The organism is Rhodococcoides corynebacterioides NBRC 14404 (assembly GCF_001894765.1).
GTDB lineage: Bacteria > Actinomycetota > Actinomycetes > Mycobacteriales > Mycobacteriaceae > Rhodococcoides > Rhodococcoides corynebacterioides.
On sequence record NZ_BCWV01000008.1, the window covers coordinates 49,858 to 67,241 of the forward strand.

The following is a 17,384-nucleotide window of genomic DNA, read 5'->3' on the forward strand; positions in this document are numbered from 1 at the left end:
CGGGTCAGCCCTGTCTGGTGTCGGCGGCGGGATCGGGAGTGCTGCGGTCGGGAGCGTTGCCGTCGGGAGCGCTGCGTTCCAGAGTGCTGCGGTAGCGGCGCATTCCGGCGATCCACCGGTCGTAGTCGGCGCTCTTGTGCGAGTACATCGTCAGGACCTGCGGGTGCGGGAGAATCAGGAAGCGTTCGGCCTCCATGCCGTCGAGCGTCATCCGCGCGACGTCCTCGGGTTCGAGGACGTCGCCGCCGGCGCTCGTCACCGCCGCGGCGGCCACCGACGCGCCCTCACGGTCGCTGTCGAAGCCGGAGTTCAGCAGTGCCGTGTTCACCCCCATCGGGCACAGACAGCTGACGGCGACGCCCCGATCGCCGTAGGTGACCGACAACCACTCGGCGAACCCGACGGCCGCGTGCTTGGACACCGAGTAGGTGGCCGAGCCGATCTGGGTCAGCAGGCCGGCCGCGGATGCCGTGGTCAGGAAGTACCCGGGCGTTCCGCGCTCGAGCCAGCGCGGAACCACCAGGCGCGCGGCGCGCACGTGGGCGAGCACGTTGACGTTCAGCGCCGTCGACCACGCGGCGTCGGTGCTGTCGAGGCCCATCCCGGCCGTGGTGCCCGCGTTGGCGACGAACACGTCGAGCGGCCCGAAGGTCGACTCCGCCAGATCCACCGCCGCGGCGATGACGGCGTCGTCGGCCACGTCGCCGCCGAGCGCCCGCGCTCGCTCACCGAGCCGATCCGCGACCGCCTGCGCCGCATCACCGTCCAGATCGACGACCACCACCCGATTACCCGCGTCGACCAGCGCCGACGCCAGTGCGGCACCGATGCCGGCGCCACCTCCGGTGACGACCGCGACCCTGTCCGTCATTCGCATCGTTCCGATAGTAGGCACGGGTGAGCCAGGTCACGACAGGAGGGGCCGCGGTCCGACCGGAGGCGGCCGGCTCAGAACGAGGTGCGCTTCTTCTCCTGCTCGAGCACGGCGTCGAGATCCTTCAGCCGATCCATCGAACTGACGGCGCGGCGGGTGCGCATGTTCGAGGCCAGCAGGTCGCGGTGGCGGTGGGTGAAGGCCCAGTACCCGGCGGTGAAGGGGCACGCGTCCTCGCCCAGCCGCTTCTTCGGGTCGAACGCACATCCCTTGCAGTAGTCCGTCATTCGGTCGATGTAGGCACCGCCCGAGGCGTACGGCTTGGTGGCGATGATGCCGCCGTCGGCATGCTGGCTCATGCCCACGACGTTCACGGGCATCACCCACTCGTACCCGTCGACGAAGTGTTCGGTGAACCACCGCGTGAGTGCGCGCGGATCGTAACCCTGTTGCAGCGCATGGTTTCCCAGGATCATCAACCGCGGGATGTGGTGCACCCACCCGCGATCGTGGACACCCGCGAGCGAGTCCGACAGGCAGGCCGCGGTGACCTCTTCCGCGTCGAGGCTGGCGAACCACGGCGGCAGCGGCGTGTCCGCGCCCATCTCGTTCTTGTCGATGTAGCTGTCGTCGAGATGCCAGTAGAGGTGCCAGACGTACTCACGCCACCCGAGGATCTGCCGGACGAATCCCTCGACGCTCGCCAGCGGAGCATCGCCGTCCCGGTAGGCCTTCTCCGCCGCGCGCGCAGCCTCGAGCGGGTGCAGCACCCCCAGATTGAACGGCACGCTGAGCAGCGAGTGCGACATCGTCCAGTCCGCGGCCATGACGGCGTCCTCGTACGGACCGAACGTCGACAGCCGCGTGTCGACGAACGTCGCGAGTGCATGCCGCGCCTCGTCCGCCGTCACCGCGAACCGACGCGGGCCGTCGATGCCGGACCACTGCACGTCCATCCCGTCGAGATCGCTCCGGACCTGCTCGTCGATCTCGTCCTCGGTGGGCCACCACGGTTCCGGGACACCCAGCGTCGCCTGCTTCTTCGGGGGCTTCTCGCGGTTCTCGGCGTCGAGATTCCACGTACCGCCCTCGGGATCCTTGCCGTCCATGAGCACCCCGAACCGCCGCCGCTGATCGCGGTAGAAGTTCTCCATGACGAACGAGGTGCGATTGCCCGCCCACTCGGCGAAGTCCTCGCGCGACAGCGCGAAGGTGGGGGTGGGCAGAACCTCCTCGACCAGGCCCTCCTCCGCCAGGGCGGCGACGAACGCCTCGGCCCGGCGCGACGTCGGCTGATGGACCACCACGGGCCGGCCGACGTTCTCGAGCGCCTCGCGGTAGGTGTCGGTCCGCAGGTGGATCGCGCGGTCCCCGAGCTCGTCGGCGAGGTGCCGCATCCCCGACAGCAGCAGGTGCGCCTTCTGCCGGTGCCCCCGCCGACGACCCAGCGCGCCTGCGGATTCGACGATCACCACCTCGCGGTCCTTCGTCTCGTCGGACGAGTGCACGTGGGGGCCGAGCTGGTCCGCGAAGACCCAGAGCGGTGCGGGTGTGGCCATGGGTGATCATTCCCCGCCGCGTCCGTACCCAATCGAGGCCCGATCGCGGCCGGACCGGGCCGGTGAAACGAGAGCGGAGGGGGTACGCACCGGCCATGACGTACACGAAGGGCACCAAGGTTCAGTGGAAGTGGGGCGAGGGCACCGCCGAGGGCAAGGTGGTCGAAGTCCACAAGGAGAAGGTGAGCAAGAAGATCAAGGGGTCGGACATCACTCGCAACGGCACCGACGACAACCCGGCGTACCTGCTCGAGCAGGAGGACGGCGCACAACTGCTCAAACTGGACAGCGAGCTGGAGAAGGACTGACCGTGCACGGTGGCCGGTCGGCGCAGATGCCGACCGGCCTTACTGCGCACTCTGCACTATCGACGAACTTCCTCTTGCGCATCCGGCCGCACAGGGCATGCTGTGAAGCACGCCACAGGCAGCGCACCACAGCATGCTCCGGCCGTTCACGAGACGGCCCGAGCCGGCGCAGGAGGGACACGATCATGACCCCGTCGCACGAGCGACTCCTCGACTCCGTCGACGAGTCCCCGACACCGCACGACCGCCGACCACGGCCGGTGGACCGCATCGCCCATCCGGTCCAGTTGGTACAGCCCGACGGCCGACGCGTCCACGATCGCGAGTACTGGGGCCTCGTCTCCGACGTGACCGCCGACGACATGCTGGCCCTCTACACCGACATGGTGGTGGCCCGGCGCATCGATACCGAGGCCACCGCCCTCCAGCGGCAGGGCGAACTCGGGCTGTGGGCACCACTCCTCGGCCAGGAGGCTGCGCAGGTCGGCTCCGCCCGCGCCTTCGCCCGTGACGACTACGTCTTCACCAGCTACCGCGAGCACGCCGTCGCGTACTGCCGCGGCGTTCCCGTCGAGAAGCTCACGGCCCTCTGGCGAGGAACCGCCCATGCGGGCTGGGATCCCACCGAGTACGGCATCACCAATCCGGCGATCATCGTCGGCGCGCAGGGCCTGCACGCCACCGGATACGCGATGGGCACCCGATTCGACGGCGTCGACGCCGCCACCGTCGCCTACTTCGGCGACGGCGCCACCAGTGAGGGCGACATCTCCGAGGCGCTGTCGTTCTCCGTCGCCTTCGGCGCGGGAGTCGTCTTCTTCTGCCAGAACAACCACTGGGCAATCAGCGAACCCGTCTCGCTGCAGACACCGGTCCCGCTGGCCACTCGCGCGGCCGGCTTCGGGATGCCGGCGATCCGCGTCGACGGCAACGACGTCCTCGCCGTGCTCGCCGTGACCCGCGCGGCCGCGCACCGCGCCCGCACCGGCGGCGGACCGACGTTCGTCGAGGCCATGACCTACCGCATGGGCCCGCACACCACGTCGGACGATCCCACCCGATACCGGCCCGGCGCCGAACGCGACGTCTGGGCGGGCCGCGATCCCCTGCTCCGGCTGGAACGACTCCTCGACCGTGAGAACGTCCTCACCGACGATGCCCGGTCCCGCGTGTCCGCGACCGCCGACGACGTGGCCGCCCGCCTGCGTGCGGCCACCGTCGGGGCTCCCGACCCGGATCCCGCCACCCTGCTCGACCACGTCTACGCCGAGCCCCACTCGCTCGTCGACAGCCAGAAGGAGGCTCTGCGATGACCACCGCCACCCCCATCCGTCCCGAGGGACCCGCCTCCGATCGGCCGGACGACTCCCCCTCGGATCGCGTCACCGGCACCCTCGGACGCGCCATCACCGCAGGCCTGCGCGCTGCGCTCGAGGCCGATCCGAAGGTGATCCTCATGGGCCTCGACATCGGCAAACTCGGCGGCGTCTTCCGCATCACCGACGGACTGCAGAAGGACTTCGGCGAACACCGCGTCCTGGACATGCCCCTCGCGGAATCGGGCATGGTCGGCACCGCGTTCGGGTTGGCGCTCCGCGGCTACCGACCGGTGGTGGAGATCCAGTTCGACGGCTTCGTCTACCCGGCTTTCGATCAGATCGTCTCGCAGGTGGCCAAGATCAGGTACCGCACCGCGGGCCTGGTCGGTGCCCCGATGGTCATCCGCATCCCCTACGGCGGCGGAATCGGTGCCGTCGAACACCACTCGGAATCACCCGAGGCGTACTTCGCGCACACGGCGGGGCTGCGCGTGGTCGCGCCCAGCACGCCCCACGACGCCTACTGGATGATCCAGCAGGCCGTCACCTCCGACGATCCCGTGATCTTCTTCGAGCCCAAGCGCCGCTATTGGGACAAGGGCGCGTGGTCACCGGCCGCACCGGATCTGCCGCTCGACCGGGCCCGCATCATGCGCATGGGCACCGACGCGACCGTCGTCACCTACGGATCGACCGTGGGCACCGCCGTGCTCGCGGCCGAGGTCGCCGAGCAGGAGGGGCGCAGCCTCGAGGTGGTCGACCTGCGTTCGCTCTCCCCTCTCGACATGGACACGGTCTGCCGCTCCGTGCGCCGCACGGGACGCCTCGTGGTGGCACACGAGGACACCGGGTTCCTCGGCATCGCATCCGAGATCGCCGCGCAGGTCTCGCGGGACTGCTTCTACTCGCTCGAGGCGCCGGTGGAGCGGGTCACGGGGTTCCACGTGCCCTACCCGGCCGCTCGCCTCGAACGCCATCACCTGCCCGACGTCGACCGCATCCTGGCGGGAGTGGACGCCGTGCTTCGCTGACCCGACCGGAGGGGTGACCGAGCTCTCACAGACGGTTGCCAGGATGACGGTCCATCATGGTGTGCCGTGAGCACCTCGACCACCGAGCAGATCGTCCTGTCCGTCCGACGGTCCACGCCGCGGTTGTGGCTGGCCGCGGCCGTCGGCACCGTGACCCTCGTCGTTCTCTACGCCGCGCTCCCCCTGGCCGGCGTCGCGTATCCGACGGCCAGGCCGATCCTCGAACCCGTGACCGGCCCTGCCGCGCGCGTGTTGTCCGCGATCGACGTCACCGCCGTGCTGGTGGTGGTGGCGGCATTGACTGTCGTCTCGATCGTGCGTGCCCTTCCGTACGGCATCGGCGCGGTGCTCATGCTCTGCCCGGGCGCCCCGCTCACCGCCGCGGCCGCGCGGTCCTGGTTGCCCGAGTCCGTGCTGGCCTCCGCCCATCCCGACGGTCGGATCGTGGCGGTCGCGTCGCTGGTCGCCGCGGCGTCCCTGGTGGTCCCGCCCCGCGTCCGCCCGGCGGTTCTCGGCCTCGGACTCGCCGCGACGGCCGCGGTGGCCCTGGCCGCCGTCGTCACCGCGGCCGCGTCGATCGTCGGCGTGCTCGGCGCCCTGGCGATCACCGGAACCTGGTGGGCACTGGCCGCCGTGGTCATGGCGCACTCGCCGATCGCGGCCCGACGCGAGCGCAAGAACCCCCTCGACACGGCAGCCCTGAAGCTCCGCCGCTGACGGCGGGCTCCAGGGCTGCTTCGGTGATCGGGACGTCACCTACGCGGTTGGAAGAAACTCAGAGCGCCTTGAGCTCCTCGATGACCGAGTTGACGGACTTCTTCGCGTCACCGAAGAGCATCGAGGTGCGGTCCGCGGTGAACAGCGGATTGTCGATGCCCGCGTAGCCGGAGCTCATCGACCGCTTGAGCACGATCACCGACCGCGACTCGTCGACGTTGAGAATCGGCATCCCGTGAATGGGCGAGCTCGGATCGTTGCGGGCCGCGGGATTGGTGACGTCGTTCGCGCCGATGACGAGGGTGACATCGGTGCGGGAGAACTCCCCGTTGATGTCGTCCATCTCCTTCATCGAGTCGTACTCCACGTCCGCCTCGGCGAGCAGGACGTTCATGTGCCCGGGCATGCGGCCGGCCACCGGGTGAATGGCGTACTTCACCTCGACGCCCTTCGACTCGAGGATCGACGCCATGTCCTTCACCGCGTGCTGCGCCTGAGCCACGGCCAACCCGTAGCCCGGCACCACGATGACCTGCGAGGCGTAGGCCATCTGGATGGCCGCGTCCGCCGCGGAGGTGGACTTGACGGTCCCACCGCCCTCGCCGGCGACACCGGCCGCGGCCGCGCCGCCACCGAACGACCCGAAGACGATCGCCGGGATGGACCGGTTCATGGCCGTCGCCATGAGATTGGTGAGGATGGTGCCGGACGCGCCGACGATCATGCCCGCGACGATCATCGCGGTGTTGTTCAGCGCCAGGCCCGCGGCCGCGGCCGACAGACCGGTCAGAGCGTTGAGCAGCGAGATGACCACCGGCATGTCCGCGCCGCCGATCGGGAACACCACGAACAGACCCATCAGGCCCGCCGCGACCAGCACGATCACGATCCACCGGACCGCCGTGCCCTCACCGGGAGTGGCGTGGATGCCGATCCACACCGACGCGGCCACCGCCACGAGCAGCAGCACCATGTTGAGCAGCTGGAACGTGCGGGCGTTGGCGACGAACGCCTTCTCCACCTTCTTGTTCAGCAGTTCCTGCAGCTTCGCGAACGCCACCAGCGAACCCCAGAAGGACACGGACCCGATCACCGCGGCGAACAGCGACCCGACCACGATGTGGACCGTCGGCTCCTCCCCGTGCTGGAAGGCGGAGAACCCGTCGGTCTCGAGGAACTCCGACCACGCGATCAGCGCCACGGTGCCGCCACCGACGCCGTTGAACAGGGCGACCAGCTGCGGCATCGCCGTCATCTTCGTGCGCTTGGCCGGCGGCACACCCAGGATCACACCGATCGCCAGGCCGGCGGCGATGAGGATCCAGTTGATCGCGGCGGTGTCGCGCACCTCGATCAGCGTGGCCACCACGGCCACACCCATACCGACGGCGGCGATCCAGTTGCCGCGCACGGCGGTCTTGGGACCGGTCAGGCCCATCAGGCCGTAGATGAACAGGGCGAAGGCGGCGATGTAGAGCACCGCGACGAGGTTGTTCACTTCTCCGCCCCCTCACGCGCGACGGGCTTCGACTTGAACATGCCCAGCATGCGGTCGGTGACGAGGAAGCCACCGACGACGTTGAGGGTGCCGAAGATCAGGGCGACGAATGCGATGATGCGCACGCCCCACGACGCGTCCTCGGGCAACCGGCCCAGGACGATCAGCGCGCCGAGCACGACGATGCCGTGGATGGCGTTGGTGCCCGACATCAGCGGCGTGTGCAGCGTGTTGGGCACCTTGGAGATCACGGCGAAACCCACGAACCCGGCGAGAACCAGGATCGCGATGTTCGCGAGCAAGGACAGGTACATCAGGCGTCCGCCTTTTCGGTGGTGGGGACGTTCCGGGTCACGCAGGACTTCTCGAGGACCTCGTCGGAGAAGTCGGGGGCGAACGACCCGGACTCGTCGAGCATCAGTTCGAGCAACGCGGACACGTTCTTCGAGTACAGCTCGCTGGCGTGCTCGGGCATCGTGGCCGGCAGGTTGAGCGGCGAGCAGATGGTCACGTCGTTCTTCACCACGGTGCGGCCGGGCTCGGTGAGCTCGCAGTTGCCGCCCGTCTCCCCGGCGAGGTCGACGATCACGCTGCCCGGCTTCATCGCCGACGCCGCCGCCGCCGTGACCAGACGCGGCGCGGGCCGTCCCGGCACCAGCGCCGTGGTGATGACGACGTCGAACGTCGCGATCGCCTTCTCGAGCGCCGCCTGCTGCTGCGCGCGCTCGTCCTCGGTGAGCTCGCGGGCGTACCCGCCCTCACCCGCCGCGTCGATTCCCAGATCGAGCCACTGGGCACCGACCGACCGGACCTGATCGGCCACCTCCGGACGCACGTCGTACCCGGTCGGTCGCGCACCGAGGCGCTTGGCCGTCGCGAGGGCCTGCAGCCCGGCCACACCGACGCCGAGCACCAGCACCGTCGCCGGTTTCACCGTGCCCGCGGCGGTGGTGAGCATCGGGAAGAAGCGCGTCGACTCCGATGCGGCGAGCAGCACGGCCTTGTAGCCGGCCACGTTCGCCTGGGAGGACAGCGCGTCCATCACCTGGGCGCGGGAGATCCGGGGGATCGCCTCCACCGCGAACGCCTGGACGCCGGCCGCGGCGAGCGCCGGGATGACGGTGTCCGCGTTGCGCGGCGCGAGAAAGCCGATGAGGGTGGTGCCCGACGCGAGCTTGCCCACCTCGGACTCCGACGGCGGCGCGACCTTCACCACCACGTCGGCCGACCACGGATCACCGATCTCGGCCCCCGCGTCGACATAGAGCTCGTCCGGGATGAGCGCCCCGAGACCGGCGCCGGCCTCCACGACCACCCGTACGCCCTTGCCGACCAACGACGACACGACCTTGGGCACCAGGGCCACCCGCCGCTCGCCCTCGGCGCTCTCGCGCACGACCCCGACGAGCGGCCCGGCGCCCCGAGAATTCTCCACCACTGACGACTTCCTCTACGAACGCATCGACGTCCCGACGGAGATCGAGACGAGAGATGACCTGCGCATCGCCGACCCGCCCGTGGTTGGGGACGTGTCGGCAGGGCCGTGGCCATGCAGGAAGGAACGACGGGCGACGGGGGCGGTTCGCACACGCCACATCACCGATCGGTTCCGCATCACGGCCGGATAGGGCCGACCAGAAACGTAACGCACACCACAGACACACAGCCGCATACCGGACACGGATTGTGAGAGAACTCATAACACCCGTCCGGTCCGCTCACCGGGCACACTCGACGGCGTGACCGCCACCCTTCCCGACGACGTCCTCACCGCCCTCCGCCGCGCCGACACGATCACCGTGTTGACGGGTGCGGGGATGTCGGCGCAGTCGGGCATCCCCACGTTCCGTGACGCGCAGACGGGCCTGTGGTCCCGGTTCGACCCCGCCGACCTGGCCAGTCACGCCGCGTTCGTGCGCGATCCCGATCTGGTGTGGGGGTGGTACCGGCGCCGCGCCGCGCTGGCGGCACGGGCGGAACCGAACTCCGGTCACGTCGCCCTCGCACGCTGGCAGCAGCACGCGGCTGATCGCGGCGGACGCCTGACGATCGCCACGCAGAACGTCGACGATCTCCACGAGCGGGCGGGGGCCGTCGTCGCCGCCCACGTCCACGGTTCGTTGACCGCGGTCCGGTGCTCGATCTGCGACACGCCGTATCACGGTCCGCTCGACGTCACCGGGGATCTCGACGGAACCGGCGACGACACCGAGGACGAGATCCGAATGCCGCCCCCGCCGTGCGCCGACTGCGGCAGTCCGGTGCGGCCGGACATCGTCTGGTTCGGCGAGGCGTTGCCCGAGGATGCCTGGCGGGCAGCCGAGACGGCGGCCGAGGAGGCCGACGTGGTGCTGGTGATCGGCACGTCCGGCGTCGTCTATCCGTTCGCGGGCCTGCCGGCACTCGCCCGGAGCGCGGGTGCACTCGTGATCGAGATCGACCCCGCGGAGACCGCCGTGTCGGACATGGCCCACCATCACCTGCGGGCCGGCGCCGCCGATGCGCTGCCCGCGCTGCTCGACAGCGTTCTCGATCACGGAGAGGTGCGATGACCCCCGACTGCATCTTCTGCGCCATCGTCGCGGGCGCCGCACCCGCCACCGTCGTCCACGAGACGGACACGACGCTGGCCTTCCTCGACATCCGGCCCGTCACCACCGGCCACACACTCGTGATCCCGAAGGCCCACTCGTCCGGGCTGGCCGACCTGGACCCGACGATCGCCGGTGACGTGTTCCGCACCGGTCAGCTGCTCGCGGCCGCCGTCCGCCGGGGACTCGGTGCGGACGGCGTCAACCTCGCGATGAACGACGGCCGGGCCGCGTTCCAGACCGTCTTCCACTCGCATCTGCACGTGGTCCCGCGGCACGACGGCGACCGCATCCGGTTCGTGGCCGGGTTCGTCACCCGTCGACCGGGCGACCTCGCCCGGACCGGCGAGGCCATTCGGGCGGCCGTGACCGCCGACTGAGTCCGGCGACCGAGTCCGACGTCAGGACGCGGCCGCCGCCTCGGCGCCCGCCGCGAAGAACCACGCGACCGCGAGGGCGCCGGGGTCGACGACGTCGCGGGCCGCATCGCCCACGTAGCTGGCTCGCCCGCGTCGCGCGGTCATGCCGGCGGTCCGTTCCGCTCCCCGAGCCGAGGCGTCCGCGGCGGCGGTCAGCGCCGCCGCCAGCGAGTCGGTCCGCGCGCCGTGCAGGGCATCGGCGGCCGGAGCGAGCGCGTCGACCATCGTGCGGTCGCCCGGGTCGGCACCGCCCAGCCGCATCACGATCTCGAGCGCACCCCGCACGGCGTCCGCCACCGTGTCGGCGTCGACGTCCCGTCCGGCGAGCCCGTCGGCCAGGCGATGGAACACCGCTCCGAAGAGTGCGCCGGACGTGCCGCCCGCGTTCTCGAGGAAGCTGCGGGACAGCGCCGAGAACATCGCCCCGGCCGACAGCGCGGACGACGCATCGGGAGCATCTCGCAGGCCCGCCTCCATGGTGACGCCGAAGTCGCCGTCGCCGGCCCGCCGATCCAGCTCGGTGAGCTCGTCGACGGCGTCGCGCACCCGCTCCGTGAAGCCGGTGATCCAGGCGGTGACCACGGGATCGGGCTCCCCGTCGTCACCCGACGCCGAACCTGGCGTGTCCGACGGCCGCTCCCCGTCCACGACGGAGTCCGAGTGCAGCTCGCGGGCCGGCGCGTGGGGCCACGCGGGCGCGGCGGTGGGGGCGTCCCAGAGGGCCAGGACGTCGTCGGTCGGCAGGTCGGGACCGCACCGCACGACCGTCAGGGACACACCGGCCATGTCGAACGCGGTCACGTACGTCCCCACGAGGTGACGGCGCACCCGCACCCCGCGTGCGGCCAGAGCGTCGAGGGCATCGCCGAAGACGACGGCGATCTCGAGCGCGTGCGTGCCGCCGAGTCCGTTGACCACCAGGAGCACGTCGTCGCCGTCGCCCGCGTCGAGTGCCGACAACACGGGGTCCAGCAGGGTGTCGACCACCTCGCGGGCGGTCAGGGTGTTCGCACGAGCGGTCCCGCGTTCGCCGTGGATCCCCACGCCCACCTCCACCTCGTCGTCGCCGAGCTCGAACGAGGGCGAGGACGCACCGGGCACCGTGCAGGCCCGGAAGGCGACGGCCATGCTGCGTGAGGCGGCCGCCACCCGCCGACCGAGGTCGGCGACGGCGGTCAGGTCGTCCCCGCGTGCCGCCGCGGCCCCACAGAGCTTCTCGACGACGACCGTCGCCGCCGTGCCGCGACGACCGGGACCGTCGGAGCCCGACGAGTCCGTGGCGACGTCGTCGTCGACCAGAACGGTCTCGACGTCGATGCCGTCGGCGCGGCAGAGGTCCGCCGCCACACCGAAGTTGATGACGTCCCCGGTGTAGTTCTTGACCACGTGCACCACGCCGGCGCCGCCGTCCACCGCACGGGTGGCGGCCTCGATCGCGAGGCTGTTCGGGGACGTGAACACCGCGCCCGGCACGGCCGCGTCGAGCATGCCCGCTCCGACGAAGCCCGAGTGCAGGGGCTCGTGGCCGGACCCGCCACCGGACAGGAGGGCGACACGGCCCCGGTCCACGGGGTCACGCCGCGTGAAGTAGCCGGGCCGCTCGACCCAGCGCAGGGCGGCGGCTGCGCGCGCGGTGGCGCGGCAGGCATCGGCGACGACGGACCCGGGATCGACGATCTTCGAGGACGACATGACCCGACCCTACGGCCGGACGCGGCCACGGGGCCGGGATGCGGAGGCCCGGACGTGCGCCGGATGTGAGACTGAGTCATGAGGTTGTTCCTGGCGTCCTATCGATTCGGCTCGCATCGCGCCCGCCTGCTCGACCTGGTGGGCACACCGGGTCGCATCGGCGTCGTCGCCGCAGCGGCCGACGCCTGGCCGGCCGCGGCGCGAGCCTCGGCGTCGACGAGCGAGTTCACTCTCCTCGCGGAGGCGGGATTCGACCCCGTCGAGGTCGACCTCCGCGCGGTCACGCCGACGACCGCCGAGGCCGCCCTGGCAGGACTGCCGGCCGTATGGGTACGCGGGGGGAACACCTTCGTCCTGCGCCATCGGCTGGCGACCTCGGGCGTCGATCACGTTCTGCGAGAACGACTTCGACGGGACGACCTCGTCTACGCCGGCTACAGCGCGGGCGCCTGCGTCATGGGACCGTCACTCACCGGCGTCGACGCTGCCGATCCGCCCGACGAACTCGCCGAGATCACCGACGATCCCGTGCCGCAGCACGGACTCGGGATGATCGACGACGTCCTCGTTCCGCACTGGTCGACGCCCGCGGCCCCGTCCGCGCTGGACCCCGACGGTGCCGCCCGAGCCATGGCGGACGCCTGCCGCGCGGCCGGCGTGCGGTACCGGACACTGACCGACGATCAGGTGTTCGTCCGGGACGGCGACGACGACCGGATCCTCTGAACCGGGGTCACCCGCTGTGTCGACGAGCGGGGTCACCCGCTGTGTCGACGAGCGGGGTCACCCGCTGTGCGCGATGGGGAACGTGAAGGGCGCCAACCGATCCATCGAGGCCCAGGCCAACCGGCACCGCCGCACCGTCATCTCGTCGGCGTCGGTGAGGAGTGCATCGAGCAGCAGCGACGGCCGCTCCCCCCACTCGCGCGCGACGGCGGCGACCTCGGCCTCGGCGAGGAGGCCCGACTGCGCGAGAGCCTCGATCCACGACGAGATCTCGCCGCGGTGCAGCGCCTCGAGGGTGTCGTAGTCGACTCCGTCGTCGACGAAGTCGTAGGAGAACATCGCGGCGGCCACCGCAGCCGCACTGCTGTTCGACGTGCGGTGCGCCGGCGTCGGCTGCAGTGCCTGAGCTGCTGCCGTCGTGCGCTCCGTGGTGCGTGACCGGGCCATGGGAACCCTCCTTGCTCGCCCCCTCGGTGTCGGCGGAGGTGCCGAGGTGCCGTGGTCCGACGCTAACTGTCGCTCGCCCCGTTGTCGGCAGCCTGCGAGGCACGATCTGGTAACAGAGTGAACACTGTGACTGATGTGACGAGCGTGTTCGAGGCCCGCTCGCGACCGAACGACACCCGCTCGAACCATCCGGTCTCGTCCGGAAACCCCCTCGACGATCGCGGGTGCACGGGTAGCGTCGATCACGGGTGCTCACGCGGACGCGTCGCACCCGAGTCACTGGAGGGGATCGTCGATGACCGACACGCGGGTGCAGGAACTGATCGGACTGTTGGACGACAAGGTCGTGGTGACCGATCCCGACATCCTGGTGAGCTATCGGCAGGACTGGGCCCGCGATCCGGACGCCGGAACCCCGCTCGCCGTCGTCCGCGCCCGCAGCACCGACGACGTCGCAGCCGTGATGCGCTGGGCCACGGCCCATTCCGTGCCGGTCGTCCCTCGCGGCGCCGGCTCCGGCCTGTCCGGCGGAGCCACCGCCGTGGACGGCGGCATCGTGCTCTCCACCGAGAACATGCGGGCGATCACCGTCGACCCCGTCACCCGGACGGCCGTGGTGCAACCGGGCCTGCTCAACGCCGAGGTGAAGAAGGCCGCGGCCGAACACGGGCTCTGGTACCCGCCGGACCCGTCGTCGTTCGAGATGTGCTCCATCGGCGGCAACGCGGCGACCAACGCGGGCGGTCTGTGCTGCGTGAAGTACGGCGTCACCACCGACTACGTCCTCGGGCTCGAGGTGGTGCTCGCGGACGGCATCGTCGTGCGTCTCGGCGGCGCGCGCCTCAAGGACTCCGCGGGGCTCTCGCTGACCAAACTCTTCGTCGGCAGCGAAGGGGTGCTCGGCGTCATCACCGAGGTGACGCTGCGCCTCATCCCCGCGCAGCCCCCCGCCAGCACCGTCGTGGCGACGTTCGCGGACCTGTCCGACGCCACCGACGCCATTCTGGCGATCACGCGGTCGCTGCGGCCGGCCATGCTCGAGTTCATGGATCGCACCTCGGTGAACGCCGTCGAGGACGCCATGAACATGGGTCTCGACCGCGACGCCGCCGCCATGCTCGTCGCGCGATCGGACTCCCCCGGTGCGCACCGCACCGAGGAAACCGAGATCATGGCCGCCGCGTGCACCGAGGCGGGCGCGGCCGAGGTCTTCGTCACCGACGATCCCGACGAGGGCGAAGCCTTCGCCGCCGCGCGCCGATTCGCGATCCCGGCCGTGGAGCGCACCGGGTCGCTGCTGCTCGAGGACGTCGGCGTACCGCTCCCGGCGCTGGCCGATCTGGTGCAGGGCATCGAGAAGATCGCCGACGCGCGGCAGGTGACCGTGGCCGTGATCGCACACGCCGGCGACGGCAACACCCACCCGCTCATCGTGTTCGACCCCGACGACAAGGAGATGGAGGAGCGGGCCCACCAGGCGTTCGGCGAGATCATGACCCTCGCGATCTCGCTCGGCGGCACCATCACCGGTGAGCACGGCGTCGGCCGACTGAAGAAGGCATGGCTGCCCGACCAGGTCGGCGACGACGTCATGGAGCTCACCCGACGAATCAAGAATGCGCTCGATCCGGCGGGAATTCTCAATCCCGGCGCCGTGCTCTGATCGCCTCGAACGATTTCGTCACGGACGCGTTGGTGAAAGGCAACCCATACTCAGGTCAGCCTGACCTTGCTGGTGAGAGCGGTTTTTCTCGGTTACCGTCGTATTCCGACGACCCGACCGCGTCACCTGAACGGAGAATGTCATGGCCACTCTGGAAATGCCCGAAGTCACCGACTGTTCGGTGAGCAGCTGCTCCTACAACCACGACGGTTGCCACGCTTTCGCCATCAGCGTCGGCGGCTCCAACGGCACGGCGGACTGCGCCACGTTCATCCCCCTCTCCACCAAGGGCGGGCTCGACGTGGTGTCCCCGCAGGTCGGCGCCTGCCAGCGCGCGGACTGCGCCCACAACAAGGACCTCGAGTGCACGGCCGCCGCCGTCCGGATCGGCGCCGGCGAGTCCTCCGACACCGCCAACTGCCTCACCTACAGCAAGGCCTGATCAGCTGAAGCCGAGGACGTCGTCGCCCCACACCTCGCGGAGTTCGCGATCGGGGTCCGGGGCCAGCGAGTCGCGAGAATCGATGAGCAGCGTTCGCCGACGAGAGTCGTAGGGCGCCCAGTGTTTCGAGCCGTCCAGCGCAGCAGGTACCCCGTGCCAGGCGAACGCCACCCAGCGTCGCTGAACCCGCCGGGAGACCTGCTGCGCTGCTCTGCGTCCGCCGAGCCAGAAGGTCGGATCGCGGTCGAACGTGCCGAAGTTGCCGAAGACGTAGGGCAGTTCGGTCGCGTGGCCGGCCCCGATACGGGCTGCCCGTAGTACGGGGGTCGCGTGATCGAAGCGGTAGACGAACGTCGGTGACCGGCGGCAGTGCGCATCCGCGATCCACAGGCTCGGCATCCGGAACCCGGCATCCCGCGACAGCGCCGCGGCCCCGGCGCTCGCGTCCCGCGAAAAAGCCAGCGCTGCAGCACTCTTGGGCAGGTCCGGATAGGCCGCCATGATCTCGGCGATCCGTTCGGCGGACAGGTCCGGATGGTCGGCGGCGATCGCCTCGAACATGGTGGCCACCGTCTCGGGGGTCACCGGCATGAGCGGCGACTTCATCAACCGGAACACCGAGGCCTCGTCCTTGTTCGACCCGATGATCAGGGGAACGGGGTGCGAGTAGCCCTTCTGGAACGCAGCCACCGGGTATCGCGGCACGACGTCGCCGTCGACGACGGGCGCCAGTCCCAGAGTGCCCGGCACCTTCTCGGGGATCTCGTACACCAACAGGTCCGATGCCTCGACGAGCCGCTCGACGGGCAGGTCGCGGAGTTCCTCGACGCGGTCCGGGCTCAGGTCCACCAGTTCGAGGAACCGCTCCGCCACGGATCGCGCGCGCTCGGGGCCGTACACCGAGGTGGCGGGGGCGCTCTGGGCGATGGCCTTGTGGAACAGACCCGCCGCCGGGGGCGAGGTCATGAGCGTGGTCACCGACGCGCCGCCGGAGGACTCCCCGAAGACCGTGACGTTCTCCGGATCGCCGCCGAAGGCGGAGATCGCCTCGCGAACCCAGGTCAGCGCGGCGATCTGGTCCCGTAGGCCGATGTTGGTGTCGAAGCGGTCACCGCCGAGCGACGGGTCCGACAGATCCAGCCAGCCCAGCGCACCCACCCGGTAGTTGATCGTCACCACCACCACCTCGCCGAGGTGGGACAGCTGATGGCCGTCGTAGATGCGTTGCGCCGACGAGCCCAGCGAGTAGGCGCCACCGTGGATCCACACCATCACCGGTCGCAGCACGCCGTCGGGCACCGGGGCCCAGACGTTGAGGGTCAGGCAGTCCTCGTCGACGGGCAGGGTGGCGTCCATCGGGACCGGCCCGCCGCGTCCCTGCGGCGCCATCGCCCCGAAGGCGGACCCGTCGCGCTCCCCGTCCCACGTGACCGGTGGGCCCGGCCGGCGGAAGCGGCGCTCGCCGACCGGCGGCTCGGCGTACGGGATTCCCTTCCAGGAGACCACCTCGCCGCGAACCACACCGCGGACGCGGCCGAACGGGCAGTCGATCACTCGGGTGCTCTCGCTCTGCGGCACCCGGCCGACGCTACCCGGCTCGCCGGACCGAGCGCTCCGGGCCGGTCACGGCCGAACCAGACCCCCGAGCGCGAGATAGGCGGCCGGTGAGTAGGCCAGCACGATCGGGGCGAGCCCGTCGACGGTGAGCCAGGTCGCGGATCCGGCGCCCTGCGTCTCCACACCGTGTTCGAGGGTCAGACCGGCGCTGCGGGCCCCTATCCAGGCCCGCCAGGCCCACGTCCGGGCCGACTCGTCGACGGCCAGCACCTCGAAGGACACGCGGACTCCCACCGGACCCTTCACGGTGCCGGTGGTCCCGGTCGTCAGGCGTTCGGTCGACGCGTCGACCCCCAGAATCTGCGGCGCCCAGGTCGGCCACAGCGAGATGTCGGCGTAGCGCTCCCAGGCGGTGTCCGCCGTGGCCCGTCCTCGTCGTCGCAGTGTCGTCCTCACCGCGGCCGGATTGACGTCGGACCCCCGGTTCAAACCCGCGATCGGACCACGGCGGGAGTCTCGGACCACGGGCTGCGCCTGCGGC

Annotated in this window: 18 protein-coding genes; 9 read left to right on the forward strand and 9 right to left on the reverse strand. The window is 70.6% G+C overall.

Translation table 11 applies throughout. From position 1 onward, the window contains the following. Window positions 1–4 precede the first annotated feature (4 nt). Both RC2_RS16990 and RC2_RS16995 read right to left on the reverse strand, forming a co-directional pair. Entirely contained in the window at window positions 5–877 is an 873-nt protein-coding gene (locus RC2_RS16990) for an SDR family oxidoreductase (protein ID WP_068145564.1), read from the reverse strand. 71 nt (window positions 878–948) lie between these two features. Beyond that, window positions 949–2,433 (reverse strand): cryptochrome/photolyase family protein, encoded by a 1,485-nt coding sequence (locus tag RC2_RS16995; protein ID WP_068145566.1) that lies wholly within the window; start codon window positions 2,431–2,433, stop codon window positions 949–951. Between the two features lie 95 nt (window positions 2,434–2,528). Here RC2_RS16995 and RC2_RS17000 point away from each other — a divergent pair, with 95 nt between their 5' ends. The 4 genes from RC2_RS17000 to RC2_RS17015 all read left to right on the forward strand — a co-directional run bounded on the left by RC2_RS17000 (window position 2,529) and on the right by RC2_RS17015 (window position 5,808). Further along, window positions 2,529–2,741, forward strand: coding sequence for a hypervirulence associated TUDOR domain-containing protein (locus RC2_RS17000; protein ID WP_068145569.1), 213 nt, complete (start codon window positions 2,529–2,531; stop codon window positions 2,739–2,741). Window positions 2,742–2,926: 185 nt separating this feature from the next. Further along, a complete protein-coding gene (locus RC2_RS17005; RefSeq protein WP_082895361.1) occupies window positions 2,927–4,054 on the forward strand; it encodes a thiamine pyrophosphate-dependent enzyme in 1,128 nt (375 codons plus the stop codon). Continuing rightward, a complete protein-coding gene (locus RC2_RS17010) occupies window positions 4,051–5,091 on the forward strand; it encodes an alpha-ketoacid dehydrogenase subunit beta (protein WP_082895362.1) in 1,041 nt (346 codons plus the stop codon). The genes RC2_RS17005 and RC2_RS17010 overlap by 4 nt, the downstream gene beginning before the upstream one ends. A 66-nt stretch (window positions 5,092–5,157) precedes the next feature. Continuing rightward, on the forward strand, window positions 5,158–5,808 hold the full coding sequence (locus RC2_RS17015) for a hypothetical protein (RefSeq protein WP_068145572.1): 651 nt from the start codon (window positions 5,158–5,160) through the stop codon (window positions 5,806–5,808). A gap of 58 nt (window positions 5,809–5,866) precedes the next feature. Here the strand turns inward: RC2_RS17015 and RC2_RS17020 are convergent, their stop codons facing one another. Genes RC2_RS17020 through RC2_RS17030 form a run of 3 tightly spaced genes read right to left on the reverse strand, consistent with a single transcriptional unit; the run spans window position 5,867 to window position 8,744 of the window. Beyond that, a complete protein-coding gene (locus tag RC2_RS17020; RefSeq protein ID WP_068145575.1) occupies window positions 5,867–7,306 on the reverse strand; it encodes an NAD(P)(+) transhydrogenase (Re/Si-specific) subunit beta in 1,440 nt (479 codons plus the stop codon). Next, entirely contained in the window at window positions 7,303–7,620 is a 318-nt protein-coding gene (locus tag RC2_RS17025; RefSeq protein ID WP_068099852.1) for an NAD(P) transhydrogenase subunit alpha part 2, read from the reverse strand. The genes RC2_RS17020 and RC2_RS17025 overlap by 4 nt, the downstream gene beginning before the upstream one ends. After that, window positions 7,620–8,744 carry a Re/Si-specific NAD(P)(+) transhydrogenase subunit alpha gene (locus tag RC2_RS17030; RefSeq protein ID WP_068145578.1) on the reverse strand — a complete coding sequence of 375 codons (1,125 nt, stop codon included), beginning with the start codon at window positions 8,742–8,744 and terminating at the stop codon, window positions 7,620–7,622. Before RC2_RS17030 ends, RC2_RS17025 begins: the two co-directional genes overlap by 1 nt. 301 nt (window positions 8,745–9,045) lie before the next feature. On the opposite strand from RC2_RS17030, the gene RC2_RS17035 reads away from it, so the two are divergent. Both RC2_RS17035 and RC2_RS17040 read left to right on the forward strand, forming a co-directional pair. Beyond that, on the forward strand, window positions 9,046–9,858 hold the full coding sequence (locus RC2_RS17035; RefSeq protein ID WP_068145583.1) for an SIR2 family NAD-dependent protein deacylase: 813 nt from the start codon (window positions 9,046–9,048) through the stop codon (window positions 9,856–9,858). Then, on the forward strand, window positions 9,855–10,277 hold the full coding sequence (locus tag RC2_RS17040; protein WP_068145585.1) for an HIT family protein: 423 nt from the start codon (window positions 9,855–9,857) through the stop codon (window positions 10,275–10,277). The genes RC2_RS17035 and RC2_RS17040 overlap by 4 nt, the downstream gene beginning before the upstream one ends. Before the next feature lie 21 nt (window positions 10,278–10,298). Here RC2_RS17040 and RC2_RS17045 read toward each other — a convergent pair whose 3' ends face one another. Continuing rightward, the gene (locus RC2_RS17045) at window positions 10,299–12,008 is read right to left on the reverse strand and encodes a dihydroxyacetone kinase family protein (RefSeq protein ID WP_068145587.1); all 1,710 of its coding nucleotides are present in this window, start codon (window positions 12,006–12,008) and stop codon (window positions 10,299–10,301) included. A gap of 78 nt (window positions 12,009–12,086) precedes the next feature. Here RC2_RS17045 and RC2_RS17050 point away from each other — a divergent pair, with 78 nt between their 5' ends. Next, complete coding sequence (locus tag RC2_RS17050) at window positions 12,087–12,734, forward strand: Type 1 glutamine amidotransferase-like domain-containing protein (protein ID WP_068145590.1); 648 nt, start codon at window positions 12,087–12,089, stop codon at window positions 12,732–12,734. A 57-nt stretch (window positions 12,735–12,791) separates the two neighbouring features. Here the strand turns inward: RC2_RS17050 and RC2_RS17055 are convergent, their stop codons facing one another. Beyond that, entirely contained in the window at window positions 12,792–13,181 is a 390-nt protein-coding gene (locus RC2_RS17055; RefSeq protein WP_371828674.1) for a hypothetical protein, read from the reverse strand. A 295-nt stretch (window positions 13,182–13,476) separates the two neighbouring features. On the opposite strand from RC2_RS17055, the gene RC2_RS17060 reads away from it, so the two are divergent. Both RC2_RS17060 and RC2_RS17065 read left to right on the forward strand, forming a co-directional pair. Further along, entirely contained in the window at window positions 13,477–14,844 is a 1,368-nt protein-coding gene (locus RC2_RS17060; protein ID WP_068145592.1) for an FAD-binding oxidoreductase, read from the forward strand. A 142-nt stretch (window positions 14,845–14,986) separates the two neighbouring features. Continuing rightward, window positions 14,987–15,286 (forward strand): DUF1540 domain-containing protein, encoded by a 300-nt coding sequence (locus tag RC2_RS17065; RefSeq protein WP_068099845.1) that lies wholly within the window; start codon window positions 14,987–14,989, stop codon window positions 15,284–15,286. Here the strand turns inward: RC2_RS17065 and RC2_RS17070 are convergent, their stop codons facing one another. Then, a complete protein-coding gene (locus RC2_RS17070; protein ID WP_068145595.1) occupies window positions 15,287–16,864 on the reverse strand; it encodes a carboxylesterase/lipase family protein in 1,578 nt (525 codons plus the stop codon). It lies immediately after the preceding gene. A 45-nt stretch (window positions 16,865–16,909) separates the two neighbouring features. Continuing rightward, on the reverse strand, window positions 16,910–17,299 hold the full coding sequence (locus RC2_RS17075; RefSeq protein ID WP_068145661.1) for an SRPBCC family protein: 390 nt from the start codon (window positions 17,297–17,299) through the stop codon (window positions 16,910–16,912). Window positions 17,300–17,384: the final 85 nt, after the last annotated feature.

Coding starts and splice junctions, on each gene's coding strand:
- RC2_RS17040 (WP_068145585.1), top strand. CDS start 9,855: ATGACCCCCGACTGCATCTTCTGCGCCATCGTCGCGGGCGCCGCACCC.
- RC2_RS17000 (WP_068145569.1), top strand. CDS start 2,529: ATGACGTACACGAAGGGCACCAAGGTTCAGTGGAAGTGGGGCGAGGGC.
- RC2_RS17060 (WP_068145592.1), top strand. CDS start 13,477: ATGACCGACACGCGGGTGCAGGAACTGATCGGACTGTTGGACGACAAG.
- RC2_RS17055 (WP_371828674.1), bottom strand. CDS start 13,181: ATGGCCCGGTCACGCACCACGGAGCGCACGACGGCAGCAGCTCAGGCA.
- RC2_RS16990 (WP_068145564.1), bottom strand. CDS start 877: ATGCGAATGACGGACAGGGTCGCGGTCGTCACCGGAGGTGGCGCCGGC.
- RC2_RS17050 (WP_068145590.1), top strand. CDS start 12,087: ATGAGGTTGTTCCTGGCGTCCTATCGATTCGGCTCGCATCGCGCCCGC.
- RC2_RS17045 (WP_068145587.1), bottom strand. CDS start 12,008: ATGTCGTCCTCGAAGATCGTCGATCCCGGGTCCGTCGTCGCCGATGCC.
- RC2_RS17005 (WP_082895361.1), top strand. CDS start 2,927: ATGACCCCGTCGCACGAGCGACTCCTCGACTCCGTCGACGAGTCCCCG.
- RC2_RS17065 (WP_068099845.1), top strand. CDS start 14,987: ATGGCCACTCTGGAAATGCCCGAAGTCACCGACTGTTCGGTGAGCAGC.
- RC2_RS17025 (WP_068099852.1), bottom strand. CDS start 7,620: ATGTACCTGTCCTTGCTCGCGAACATCGCGATCCTGGTTCTCGCCGGG.
- RC2_RS17010 (WP_082895362.1), top strand. CDS start 4,051: ATGACCACCGCCACCCCCATCCGTCCCGAGGGACCCGCCTCCGATCGG.
- RC2_RS16995 (WP_068145566.1), bottom strand. CDS start 2,433: ATGGCCACACCCGCACCGCTCTGGGTCTTCGCGGACCAGCTCGGCCCC.